A 13,136-nucleotide genomic window follows, 5' to 3' on the forward strand; every position below is an offset into this window, starting at 1 on the left:
GTGGCATACGCCTCATTGGGCGCCGTGCCGTAGGTGCGCAGCGGCGTGCCCGCTCCGTCGTGAGTCACCAGAACGGCGTCCGCGCCAACACCGCCGTTGGTCCGCGCGATGATGTAAGGAACGATGTCGCTGTGCGTGGCGCCGGCTAACGCGGGCGGCGTCGTCACCTGGATGCGGTTGCGCGAATCACCGAATCCGGTCGAGATGAACGTGACCACACCATTCGTCCGGGTCACCGAACCAAACGTGAGCGTGCTCGTTTGCCCGGCCGCCGCCAGCGAACTGGTGACGACCAGCGAACCGGAGGCGAGCTGCAACTCCCCGAGCGTTTCCGAGTAGTTTTGACCCGACGCCCCGGGGTGCACAAAGGACAGCGCGCCACCGAAACTGCGAACCAGTGCCGCGTCCGGCACACGGTTTCCCAGGTTCACCGCCGCATTGTCAATGATCAACGTCCCACCCGGAGCGCCGGGGCGAAGCTCCACCGCTGAGGTGGCCGACAGTGCGCCATTCGTCGCCAGCCAAAGACGCCCCTCGAGAATCCGCGTTTCCCCGCTCCACTGGGCGCTGGTCAACACCATCAAGGTGCCCTGCCCGACCTTCGTGAGATTCACACCGGCGACGTTGCTCGTCACCGCGCCCCAGAACCAAAGCGGTGTGATCGGCGCGGTGAGCACCGACACGCGCAGGTCATTGCTGAGCGCAATGATCCCATCGATGCGATGCGGCCGCGACGCGTCCGTGGTGTAAGCATTTGAGACGACGATTTCGGCCAGCCCGTCGGTGTCCGCAAACACCCAGGTCGTGTGCGCGGTCCTATTGCTGAAGGTGTAGGGACGATCCCCATCCCCGATCAAGAGGGTACCGATGGTAACAAGGTTGTCTTCATCCTGAATGCGGACAAACCTGCGCGTCGTGGTGATGTTCAATCGCGCGAAGTCGGCGACGTGTCCAACCCCGTCGGGATAGCCGCCTGACCCAATCCAGTTCGCCGCATTGGTCCACTCGCCATCGCCATCCAGATTCCACACCCATGTCTGGGCACCGGCCGTGATGCCCAACAGCAGCCCACCTACGAGCACCAGAACGCCGACCCGCCGTTGATCACGCATGTATGTTCCTCCGATGCACCCGCCGCCCTTCTTCTCTCTGCCTCGCTCTACAATAGCGCGCCCTATCGCTGTCAATAGAAGAAAAGTTGCCACCTTTTTGACCGTGCGTTGTTCACCTCGCGCGGCAGCAGCCCACGCACACGCACCAGAACGCCGACCCGCCGTTGGCCACGCATATGTGTACCTCCGATGAATCCGCCCGTCTTCTTCCTTCTCTCCACACACTATAGCGCGCGCCCTATCGCTGTCAATAATAAAAAGTTGCCACTTTTTTGACCGTGCGTTGTTCACCTCGCGCGGCGGATTGTGCCCCTGCATGGCCGGCCCATTCGGCTGGTTACGCCGTCCCCCCGGAGGCCGGCCCGAACAAATCAACCTCCTTCCCTCCTACGAGGACGCGAGTGCCCTCGCAGTGCAACCGCCGCCGCCTTCTGGAGTTCCGCGATTGTGAAGGGCTTCTGCAGAAATCCCGCGAATCCTTTCGAGGCAAACCGCGCGGAGAGTTCGTCCGCGGTGTAACCACTGGCCAAGATCACTGGCAGGTCAGGGCGGACCTCGCGCAGCCTCCGAAATGTTTCCTCTCCGTCCATCCGCGGCATGGTCAGGTCGAGAACAACCAATACCCATTCCTTCGGCCGGTTGGAAAACATTTCCAGCGCCTCGCGTCCGTCGGCGGCGAGCACCACACGGAATCCCATCCGTTCGAGCATGCGGCCGCCCAGCGCGCGGACGGATTCCTCGTCGTCCACAAATAGCACCAGCCCGCCCTCGTGTCCGGCCAGCTCTGGCAGCAGGGCCGGTTCTTCCACAATCGGCGCGGGGCTGGCAGGCAGCAACACCTTGAACAGCGACCCTTTACCCGGTTCGCTGTACACCTTGATTCCGCCCTTGTGCGCACGCACGATCCCCAGGACCGCGGACAATCCGAGCCCCCGGCCGGCGAACTTCGTGGTGAAGAACGGCTCGAAGATGCGGCCCAGCGTCGCCGGGTCCATCCCGCAGCCGGTGTCCGCGACCTCGAGCAGCACATACAGACCTTCGGGAAGATTGGTTTCGAACGCGGCCTGATCCAGGTAGGCGCGATCACACCGGGTGACGCCGGTTCGAACGGTAATCGTGCCGCTGCGGTCGCCGAGCGCCTCGGAGGCATTGATCACGAGGTTCATCACAACCTGGCGGATCTGAGAGGGGTCCGCACGCACCGGCGGGATGTTGGGCTCGAGGTGGACGTTCAACACCGCGCGCTTTGAGATCGTGGTTCTCAGCAGACCGAGCATCTCGTCCACCAGGCGATTGAGGTCGAAGATTTCGACGACGAACCGGCCGCGCCCCGCGTACGCGAGCATTTGGCGGCAGAGCTCCGCGGCACGGCGAGCGGAAAGCGCAATTTCCTGGAGATTGACGCGAACCGGCGAATGGGAAGGAAGATCCTGCGCGGCGAGCTCCGCGTTGCCCAAGATCGCCATCAGAATGTTGTTGAAGTCGTGCGCAATGCCGCCCGCGAGCACGCCAAGGCTTTCCAGTCGCTGCACTTCGGTCATGCGGGCTTCGATGCGCCGTTTTTCCTCCTCCGCCTTGCGGCGCGCAGTGATGTCGCGGACGAACTCGACGACGCCGGTCACCTCGCCGGTGACGGGGTCACGCATCGGATACGCGTAGAGCTCGACCCATTCCACCGGCGAACCGGGCAGGCCGGGCACGATCTCGCCCTCCGGGCGGCCGCTGGCCAGACAGCGGATCGTTGGACATTGCGCGCAGGGCTCGCCCTTGTTGTGAAAGACGACATGGCACTTTCGGCCCTCGAGCGGGAGATTGGGCTCGTACCAGCGACGCATCGTGCCGTTCGTGAAACGGACGGTGAGGTCGCGGTCGAGCACCGCGATCCCCTCCTGAACGGTTTCGATGATGTCGTGCAGCAACTGCCGCTGCCGCTGAAGCTCCATCGCAGCCCGGTGACGATCAGTGACGTCGAAGAATAGGGTCGCAAAGCGGCCGGGTTCGGGGCAGTAGGCGGTGACGTGATAGGTGCGGCCGGTGGGCGCGTGGTGCATCTCGAATCGTTCGGTCTGACCGGTGGACGCGACCCGACCGTAAATCTCAACCCACTCGAGCTCGGTGCCGGGCAGTGCCTCCCGCAGCGTGCGGCCAAGCAACTCCTCCGCACGCAGACCTGTCTGCCGTTCGAAGGCGGGATTGATTTCAAGGAATCGGTAGTCCACTGGTCGGCCGGCCTGATCACGGATGATTTCGTGCAGCGCGAATCCGTCGTCCATCTCCTCGAAGAGTTGCCGGTACCGCCGCTCGCTCGCGGCGAGCGCCTCGCGCGCCGCGTAGTCGGCACCGACATCGCGGAAGACCAGCACGACGCCGATCGGCCGCGGATGGTCGGGCAGGCGGATCGGCGCGGCGCTGTCGGCAATGCGGATCCGCCGGCCGTCGCGCGCAAGGAGGACGATGTCGTTGGCGAGGCCGACGGCGCGGCCGCTCGTGAGCGCCTGCTGCACGGGATCGGGGGCGGGCTCGCCGGTCGCACCGGCAACGATGCGGAACACCTCCGCGCAGTCGCGGCCGATCGCCTCCGCCGCGCTCCAGCCTGTGAGGCGCTCTGCCTCGGGGTTCAGTAGCGTCACGCGACCGTCGGCATCGGTGGCGATGACTCCGTCATGGATCGCGTGGAGCGTGACGCGCAGATTTTCCTCGCGCTCGCGGAGCTCGCGCGTGCGAGCCAGCACCTCGCGTTCCAGCCGCACCTCCCGCGAGCAGACCAGTCCCACCAGCGCAGTCAAGGTCGCGACGGTGGCCAGCCCCCAGAACTGCAGTGGACGCGCGGGCCAGAACGGATGCGCAGCCGTGGCGGGCTGCAGCTGCCGGCACATCAGCGCCCAGGAGCGCCCGCCCCACACCAACGGGTATCGCAGTGCGTGCTGCGTGAGGCCCTTTGGCGCAGGTAGCTCGATCAGCTCAATCTCGAGAGAGGGGCCCGCCCCGGCGATGCGGCCGATCGTGGCGTTGACGATGGCGGAGGGCTGCAGCACGCTCACGATCCAACCGTCTGGGGTGCGATCCTCCCGACCGGGGCGGCGCACCGCCTCGATCAGGCACCGCCAGTCGGGCAGCGCCTGTGCATCGGCGCTCGTGATGGCATCGGACATCACCAACCCTTGTTCCCGGGCGGCGCGATCCAGCGCCGCGGCCAACACCGGATCGTCGGCGAGGTCGCGCCCGATCCAGCCGCGAGCGCGCTCCGCCGGCACCGCGTACTGCACGGGCGCACGGTACCGCGGCGGTGCCGCGACGGTTTCACCGACAGCGGCGGCCTGCTGCGAGAGCCGCTGCGCTTCCGGCGCGACGGGCTCGCCGGCCGCGATCCGGGGCACCCACAGCACCGCGGAGACCGGCATCCGCCGCAGCAGCGGCGTGGCAAACCCGGCGTACTCTTCCGCGGTAACCAGCTCGCTTCCGCTGAAGAACCGCACCAGCGAGGCGTGATGCGCAGCTACCTCCCGCAGCGCCATCCGCACCGCCCCGCTGACGACGTCAGCGGTGTGGCGCAGCTGCAACTGGCGCTCGCGCTCCTGCGCGACCGTCACCACGCGCAACACGCCGCTGAGCGCCAGCAGTCCGAAGCCGGCCGTGAGCAGCGTTTCGAGATGCCGCCATCGCAGCCGGATTGCAGCGGTCTGCCGCTCCCGCCAGGCCAACACCGCCACGCCCGCCATCAGCACCAGCGCCAGCAGCCCCGCGGATCGCAACACCTCCCAGCGGGCGCGGCGGGCGATGCGCCAGTCGAGTTCGGCGGGTCCGCTCAGTACCGTCGCCGCCATCGGCACGCCGGTCAACGGATCCCAAATCGGCGCCGCTGCCAGCATCCACCCCCGGCCGTCGCTGTCGATCCACTCCGCGATCCCGCCATCGACCAGCGCGCGCAACACCTCCCGCGAGGGTCCGTCCGCCGCACGCGCCTCCAGTCGCGCGCGCCCGGGTTCGCCACCCGACGCCGGCCCCACCACGGCGCGGCCGCGACGAATCGTCATCAGGGAAACGTCGTACCCCTCCGGTAGCCACGCCCGCCACGCATCAAACAGGTCGCCGATCACTCGGGAGGACGCCGATTCGCCGCCGCCTTCGTCCTTCAGCGCCTCCTCGACCCTTTCGGTCGGAAGCCCCGCGGCGAGATCACGGGCGGCCAGCTCGAGCCGCCGCCGGAACTCGTCGTGCATGACGCGCTCGGCCCAGCGCATCCACACCGCGGAGAGCACAACGGAGATGACCAGCAGCACCAGCACCGCGGCGGTGGTCCACCGAAAACGTCTCGACCACCGCGGAAGCGGGTGACTTTTCTTGCGGTGGTTAGCCGGGGATGGTGCAGAATCGGGCCCGGACTCCGCCATCGTCGACGCCCTCGCTCTGCGGCGAGCCTAGCGGGGAGCCCTCCGCTGTCAAGCGGCGGCTTCGGACGGCCCCCCGACCGGAGGCTGCAGATCGCGATCGAACTCGAGCCGAACCACCATCGGCTCGTTGGCCATCTCGTTGGCAGGCAGTTCCCGCAGCCGCAGGTATCCGCGCTGCTCCGCGTGATCGCTCGGCGCCATCTCCAGCGTCCAGCGCACCGGCGCGCCGGTGTTGAGCAGCGTCGCACGGATCGGCGCGAGCGCGAGGGGTTTAAGCTTGATCGCCTCGCCGACCGGATCACGATGTGCAATCACGTAGAGGGTCCGACCGCGCCGGGTCAGCAACACATTGCGGTTGGCAATCCACGCGGACACGTTCTCCGTACCGGTCCACGCCTCGCACACGCGCCGGTACCACTCGCCGAGGCGCCGCAGGATGCCGGCGGCACGTTCCGGAATGGTGCCGTCGGCCCGGGGACCGACGTTGAGCAGATAGTTTGCGCCGCGGGCGCAATAGGCAGCAATGCTGCGCATCAGATGGCGATCGGTGTAGTAGTCCTCCTCCTCGCGCCAGCCCCAGCTCTCCATGCCGACCGACTGGCACGCCTCGGTGGGGCGCTCGAACACGAGCGCCTCGGCGGCCGCGCGGTCGTACTCCCGCTCCGGCGTGCCAAAATCGCCCTCGTCAAAACCGCGGTTATTGATGATGATGCCGGGTTGCAACTCTCGGATCATCGCGTTGATGGAGGGATCGCGGTGCTGCGGGACGTTCATGTCCCACCAAAAGCCGTGGATGCGGCCGTACTCAGTACAGAGTTCCCGCACCTGCGCGCGAAGGAAGTCCAGATAGCGCGCCCAATCGGGCGTGTCGCCCGGTTGCGGTGGCAGCTCGTGGTGCCGGCCCTGGTTCGGATAGCAGGGATGGTTCCAGTCCGCAATGGAGTAGTAGAGGCAGAGGGGCACGCCGCGGCGGTGGCAGGCGTCCGCCAGCAGGCGCAACACGTCGCGACGGTACGGCGTGTTCATCGTATTGAACGGCGTCTGGCGCGTCGCCCACAGGCAGAATCCATCGTGGTGCTTCGTGGTGAAGCACAAGTAGCGCATGCCCGCGGCCTCCATCAGGTCCAGCCACGAATCCGGATCGAACCGGGTTGGATTCCACTGCTGCGCGAGCTTCACGTACTCCGCACGCGGCACGCGAGCGCGCCACTGCTCCTGCTCGTGGAAGCCGCGGATCGCATAGAGGCCCCAGTGGATGAACAGCCCGTAGCGCGCCTCGAAGAACCAGTCGCGGCCGTCGCCGAACCGCCGGGGTACCGAGCGCAACGTGCCGTCGGCGCCCGTTGCGGCACGCAAAACGCCCAGCGCCGCTGAACTAGCCAGAAATGCCCGCCGTCGCATGGTTCGCATCGTCCGGGTCCTCCTCGCTCCACGATACCGGGTGGGGGCATGCACCGCAACGCGGTGCTTGAGGACACCCTGCCCGGGCGACTATGATCTCAGGTCAGAGGGCCCGACATGAACGAGACCAGGCTGAACGAGTCCGGCGGTGGCCGACCGGTCGGCGGCCGCGCAATGCCACTGATCGCCGCCGCGGTGGCGCTGGCCGCCGGTGCGGCCGGATTGGTGACGGCCATCGCCGCGCGCGCAGAACTGCGCCGGCTGCGCGCAGACCTGGAGGACCTGCGCGCGACGGTCCCCGCGAAGGCGGAGGAGCCCGCGCGCAATCTTGCCGCGCAGATCAACCGCGTGCTGGACACGGTTGCTAAGCGCATCAACGACACCGAGCTGCGCCTGAACGAGCTGGCGCGCCGACTCGCGGAGCTCACCACCCCACCTGAGCGTCCGCCCGCCGCCGCCGCGCTGCCGCCAGCGGCCGCAGCTCCACCCGCGGAGGCGCCCTCCGCGGCAGCCACGGCCGCGCGCACCTACACGGTGGCCGCGGGCGACACGCTCGGTGGCATCGCGCGGAAACTCGGCGTCAGCGTGTCGGCGCTGCAGCAGGCCAACCCCGACGTGAATCCCGCAAGACTCAAGATCGGCCAAAAGCTCAATGTGCCCTGAAGTTCGACATCTGATGCTCGCCGGAGCGGCGGCGCTGATGGTGAGCGGATGCGCGACGACACCGCAGGACCGCATTCGCCGTCACGCGGAGTTGTTCGCCTCCTTCCCGCCGGAGATTCAGGCGAAGGTGCGAGCGGGGCGCGTGGAGCCCGGCTTTACGCCGGACATGGTCCGCATCGCGCTGGGCCGGCCGGACCGGGTGATCACGCGACTGACGCCGGAGGGCGAAACGGTGGTGTGGGTGTACACCGACGCGGTGCCGGAAACCTGGTCCGAGCCCGTACCGGTGTTCTGGCCCTACCGTTCCGCCGGCGGGGTGTACCGCTGGTACCCCGACATCTTTTGGAGCTACCGGACCGCGTGGCGAGAGCGGGACGCCGCACGCGTTGAGTTCCGGGACGGTCGGGTCACCGCGGTGGAGCGGGTGGGTCCGTAGTCGCCGCGCCGGCGGGGCGAAGACCGGCGAGGATCTCCGCGGCGAGCTTCGTTCCGATACCGGGCACGGCCGCGATTTCCGCCAGCGGCGCGCGCGCGAGCCGCGCGACCGATCCGAACTTCACCAAGAGCGCGCGCTTCCGTTTCGGTCCGATGCCCTCGATTTCATCGAGCTTCGATTCGGAGAGCCGCCGCGCCCGCAGCCGCCGGTGATACGCCAGCGCAAAACGGTGCGCCTCGTCGCGTAACGCTTGCAGCACCGTCAGCGCGGGCGACTCGCGCGGGATTTCCACGATGCCCTCCGACCCGTCGGGCCCGTGGATCACGTGCTCGAACCGCTTCGCAAGGCCGATCACCGGCATCGCGCCGAAGCCCGCGTCGCGGGCGGCAGCCTTCGCGGCGCGCACCTGCGGGATGCCACCGTCCACCACGATCAGGTCCGGCGCCGACCACCCCTCGTCCTCCCCGCGCGCCCGTTCCAGCCGGCGGCGGACCACCTCGCCGATCATCGCAGGATCATCCGCGCCGTCGACGGTCCGAATACGGAACCGACGGTAGCGCGAGCGCTGGGGCAGACCGTCCTCCGCGCGGACGAGACTGCCGACCGCAACGTCGCCGCCGATGTTGGAGACGTCGAAGCATTCCATCACGCGGGGGATAGTGGCCAGTCCCAACCGCGCCGCGAGCTCGGCCATCCCCGCGCGGGCGACCGCCGCATGCAGTTCCGGCGTGCGCCGCGCCAGCGCGCGCTCCCGCACCGCACGATCCAGCGCACGGGCGAGATCGCGCAGCGCCGCGGCTCGTTCGAAATCGAGCGAGGCGGCCGCCTGACGCATCGCGTCGGCGATCAGCCGGCGGCGTTCGGGATCTTCCCCGCGCAGAAACCGGCAGGCCTGTTCCAACCGCTCCCGGTACGCTTCGGCAGTGATGCGGCCGACGCAGGGCGCGCTGCAGTGCCGGATGATGTCGGCGTGGCAGTGGCGGTGGTCCTCGGGGCCGGGGAGGCGCGGGCGACACTGCCGCAGCCCGAACTGCTTGCCGAGGAAGTCGAGCGTCGCGCGGGCGACCGCGGCCGAAGGATACGGACCGAACCACAGCGCGCCGTCATCCCGCCGAATCCGAGCGAGCGTGAAGCGCGGCCACGGTTCACGCGGATCCACGCGCAACAGCAGAAACCGCTTGTCGTCGCGAAACGCAATGTTGTAGCGCGGGCGGTGTTCCTTGATCAGCCGGCTCTCCATCACCGCCGCCTCGGCCTCGGTGCGTAGCGGCAACACCTCGAGGTCGCCGATCGAGTGCACCAAACTGCGCAGCTTCGGGTCGCCGCGCCGTCGCGCCGCAACCGAAAAATACGACCGCACCCGGCGACGCAGCGAGCGGGCCTTCCCGATGTAGATCACCGTGCCCGCCGCATCGCGGAACAGGTACACGCCGGGTGCGTCGGGCAGCGCCTCAAGCTTCGCGCGAAGATGTTCGTTCCCCTGCACGGTTCGCCGCGCTCCGCACGGTTTGACCCCCCGTGCCGCGCGATTCCAGGGCCACCATCGCGCCCATCGCCAGCAGAATCAACCCAAGCAGCAGTCGGGCGGCGACGATACCGAACCGCTCGAGCGCCAGCGCCACCGCGCAGAGCATTAGCAACCCGCCGAAGGCACGCTCAAACCGCGCCCGAACGATGCGCGCGCAAGCGCGCGCACCGACCCGGACACCGCCAAGCGCGCCGGCCGCCAGCAGTACGGCCGGCGCCCAATCCATCTGCCCTGCCATCCCATAGCGCACCGCCCCCCACCCCCCGGCCGCCGCGACACCGGCCAGACTGAGCGCCACCGCGTCACGATGGTGCATCCGCGCGCCCAGCATCAGCGCCGGCACCAAAATCAGCCCGCCGCCAAGGCCGACCAGCCCGCCAATCACGCCGGCCGGAAGACCGAGCGCCGCGGCCAGTGCTGCAGACAGTGCGCCTCCCCCATCCGCCCCACCTGGCCGTGCGTGCGGCGCCACCATCAGCCGCAGCGCGACCGCGGCCAGCACCGCGGCCAGCACCAGCTGCACAACCTCGCCGGCTACGCCCAGCCGACCGCTCCACACCAGTGCGCGCCGCCCGAGTTCCACTCCGACCGCACAGGCGATCGCGAGCGCTGCCGCGCTCCGCCCCTCCACCCGCCCGAGCTGCCAGTGCTGCACCAGCCCGGCGGCGCCGGTCACCGAAACAACGGCCAGGCTCGTACCGACCGCCACCACCGGGTCGCGCCCCGACCACATCAGCAACGGCACCACCGCCCACCCTCCCCCCGCTCCATAGAACGCCGCGAGCATCCCCATCAGCGCCCCGAGCGCCGGCCAGAAAAATAACTCCAATCCGCGCACCCTTCCCGCCCATCAACGCTCGATCCGCATCCGCCCCAGGTACTCGCGCGCGCCAGTCACCTCGACGATCGGCCAGCTGGCACGTAGCGGATGCGCGTACGGACCGATTCGCTCCATCGGGATCGGTTCAAAGCCAAGCTGGAAAGCGGGCGACTGCGGCTTCAGCCGAAAGTTGTCCCCATCGAGGTCCTCAAACAGCGGATCGGCCACCACCGACGCGCTGTCGAAGCCCAGCGCCCGCCAGCTCGCCCATTCGTCTTCCACCTCGCACTCCACCAGCCGCGGCACCGCAAGCTCGACGAACCCATCGGCCTCCGGAAAATCGAAGCGCACACGGAACCGCGTCATGCCGGGCCGGAACTCGCCGTCGCCCGGCGACGGAGTGGTCACCAGCGCCTCCAGCCTCGCCCATTCCGTCGTCAGCCGCTGCAGACGCGCATCGGAGACCCAGAAAAACTCGCCGGCACGAAACGTCTGTAGCCTCAGCGCGAGCCGACGGTCCGCACGGTCCGCGCGCGCGCGCACCGAGAGCCGGTACACACGCCCCGGTGTCAGCTCCACCTCTTCGCTAATGAGAATGGGCGTCACCACCCGCCCGGACGCGTCCTTGTTCGTCTGCGCGCCACCCGTCAACCGCGCGACGCCGCCCGACACGGTGCCGCCGACCGATCGCAGCGTCACCGTCGTGCTGGGCGAGGCCTGCCAGCGCCATCCCGGCAACCGCCCGTCCGGCGCGGCCGCAAAAACCGCGTTCGACAACGGCACTTCCGCCCGCTCGCGCCGCACTTGGCAGTAGCCCGTTCGGATCGGCGCACCAAATCCCCACACGACGTTCGAATCGCTGCGGTAGGCGTGGCGCGGAAGGTGCCGAAACCGGAACAACGCGGTGTTGGTGCCGCGCCATGCGATGATGTTTCGTACCAGCTCGTTGCCGGTCATGATCGTTCCATCCGGTTGAGGGGCGTTGGTCGGATGAACCTGCATGTTCCTCATCGAGCGCCAGGCCGCCGAGGTCGCGACCGACTCGTACCCCGTGATCATCGTCCGCAGATGCTGTGCCCAGTATGAGTGTTCCGGCGTCCATCCGTTGTACTCGAGCATCCGCTCACCGCAATCCACAAAGATGTTGTTCACGATGCGTGTGTCGCGCGCATTGTGGAGCATCAGCGCAGCACGGGAACAGCGCAGAACAACGTTGCCTATGATGTCCACTCCGCCGGCGTTGTCGTCCTGGTATATGCCGAACGCGAAGCCGGGCATCGTCAAGCATTCCCCCTCCGCATGCAGCCCGAACATGTCGTGGATGAAGTTGTGGCGCAGGAGGGTGCCACGCGAGGAAATCCAGTCGCGCCCGGCAGTATAGGTGCCGCCCGTGTCGGAGGTGTCGAGGTTCATGTGCCGAATCCGGTTGAACTCGATGCGCAGATTGTTGCCAGAGTACATAATGCCCATCCTCGGCCCGTCGTGGATGAGGTTGTGTGCGATCCGGTGACCTACCCCGGCGACGCTGACGCCGACGCCCTGCGCATACTCGAGCCCAACGTGGTGGATGTAGCAGTTCTCCACCGTGTGCGCACCCCCTCTCAGTGAGATCCGATCCCCCCCGCCGACCGAGACGCCGGAGGCTCCAACCTCGGAGATATCACACCCGAACACCACGTTGGAAAGCCCCTCCCAGATCCCGATCCCATGCCCGGCGTGGTCACCGGCGCTCCGCACCGTGCAAGCGGCCACCACGCACTGCGTTGCACCGTGCATCAGCACCGCGTGCGACTGCGCGCACTCGAACCGAATCCGCTCGACCCGGATCCACGACGCACCCGGACGAAACGCCAGCAGTGTCGCCAACCGCCCCACCCGGACCGGCGGCGCAGCGTCCGGATGCACCGCCTCGGGCGGAATCATCCACAAACGGTCCGTCGCCGCCTCGTGCCACCACTCGCCCGGTGCGTCGAGCGCCGAGCGAACGCCGCGAAGGTAGTACCGGTCGCCCGGCCGGATCGCATACGACGCGTTCCGCTCTAGCAGGACGCGCCGTTGACCCACCTCGACGCTTTTCACCCTCACCACGTCGTTCCACCAATTGTATCGGGGAAACACCACGATCTCCGCACCCTGCCATTCTCGCCAGGCGGGCGCATCCTCGGCGCGGTACTGACAACGGTCCCGCAACTCACCAGGAAGCTCCTGATGCATCGAGACCTTCGTACCATTCGCGAACATCCACCCCCTGGTGTGCGGTGCAGCCGCATCACCGTTCGGTGTTCGCGCCATGGGCAGCCGCCGGCCACCCCAGACCACCATCCGCACTGGCGCACCGGTCCACCCGATCCTGCGCAGATCCGCTACCCAGATGCCATTGCTCGCGATGTGGAACTGCTGCACCCGTCGGCCGCCGGTCCAAACGGTCGCACCGTTCGTCGTCCCCCGAATCGTCATCGGCCGGCCCGGCCCCCCGCTGTGCTGCGCGGTCAGTTCGACCGTCGCTGGCAGCTCCCACACCCCCGGGCCGAACTGGATCACCACCTCTCCCCGATCCGGCAGTGAGCTCAGCAGCATCAGCGCCCGCCCAACCGTCGCGACCGGCCCGTCACTACCGTCCGGCAACGGCTGCTCCGACCGCCCGCTCCAGCGATCGAGGCCGTTCGTTGCTACGTGAATCCGCAGCGTTGTCTCCGCGTCCGCGCGAACAGCTGCGGCGAGGCACAACGCAACGAAGTGCGCGGCGCGCAATGCGATGGTCATGATTTTTTCCTGGAGGTTAGAC

General features: G+C 68.0%; 8 protein-coding genes. 2 read left to right on the forward strand and 6 right to left on the reverse strand.

What is annotated here, in order from left to right; all coding sequences use genetic code 11:
• From N2652_09935 to N2652_09945, 3 genes are all read right to left on the reverse strand, one after another.
• Nucleotides 1-1,112 (reverse strand): hypothetical protein (locus N2652_09935; GenBank protein ID MCX7819504.1); only part of this gene is annotated, 1,112 nt, incomplete at its 3' end.
• 371 nt (nucleotides 1,113-1,483) lie between these two features.
• A complete protein-coding gene (locus N2652_09940) occupies nucleotides 1,484-5,503 on the reverse strand; it encodes a PAS domain S-box protein (GenBank protein MCX7819505.1) in 4,020 nt (1,339 codons plus the stop codon).
• Between the two features lie 48 nt (nucleotides 5,504-5,551).
• Entirely contained in the window at nucleotides 5,552-6,913 is a 1,362-nt protein-coding gene (locus N2652_09945) for an alpha-L-fucosidase (protein MCX7819506.1), read from the reverse strand.
• A gap of 108 nt (nucleotides 6,914-7,021) precedes the next feature.
• Here N2652_09945 and N2652_09950 point away from each other — a divergent pair, with 108 nt between their 5' ends.
• The gene (locus N2652_09950) at nucleotides 7,022-7,567 is read left to right on the forward strand and encodes a LysM peptidoglycan-binding domain-containing protein (GenBank protein MCX7819507.1); all 546 of its coding nucleotides are present in this window, start codon (nucleotides 7,022-7,024) and stop codon (nucleotides 7,565-7,567) included.
• Nucleotides 7,557-8,003 carry a hypothetical protein gene (locus tag N2652_09955; protein ID MCX7819508.1) on the forward strand — a complete coding sequence of 149 codons (447 nt, stop codon included), beginning with the start codon at nucleotides 7,557-7,559 and terminating at the stop codon, nucleotides 8,001-8,003. Before N2652_09950 ends, N2652_09955 begins: the two co-directional genes overlap by 11 nt.
• On the opposite strand, the gene N2652_09960 is transcribed toward N2652_09955, so the two are convergent.
• Genes N2652_09960 through N2652_09970 form a run of 3 tightly spaced genes read right to left on the reverse strand, consistent with a single transcriptional unit; the run spans nucleotide 7,975 to nucleotide 13,114 of the window.
• Nucleotides 7,975-9,489: an excinuclease ABC subunit UvrC gene (locus N2652_09960; protein ID MCX7819509.1), complete on the reverse strand. Its 1,515-nt coding sequence runs from the start codon at nucleotides 9,487-9,489 to the stop codon at nucleotides 7,975-7,977. The two genes, N2652_09955 and N2652_09960, sit on opposite strands and share 29 nt — an antisense overlap.
• Complete coding sequence (locus N2652_09965) at nucleotides 9,455-10,360, reverse strand: sulfite exporter TauE/SafE family protein (protein ID MCX7819510.1); 906 nt, start codon at nucleotides 10,358-10,360, stop codon at nucleotides 9,455-9,457. Before N2652_09965 ends, N2652_09960 begins: the two co-directional genes overlap by 35 nt.
• A 21-nt stretch (nucleotides 10,361-10,381) precedes the next feature.
• Nucleotides 10,382-13,114: a right-handed parallel beta-helix repeat-containing protein gene (locus N2652_09970; protein MCX7819511.1), complete on the reverse strand. Its 2,733-nt coding sequence runs from the start codon at nucleotides 13,112-13,114 to the stop codon at nucleotides 10,382-10,384.
• Between the last annotated feature and the right edge of the window lie 22 nt (nucleotides 13,115-13,136).

This window comes from Kiritimatiellia bacterium (assembly GCA_026417735.1).
Classification (GTDB): domain Bacteria; phylum Verrucomicrobiota; class Kiritimatiellia; order PWTM01; family PWTM01; genus CAACVY01.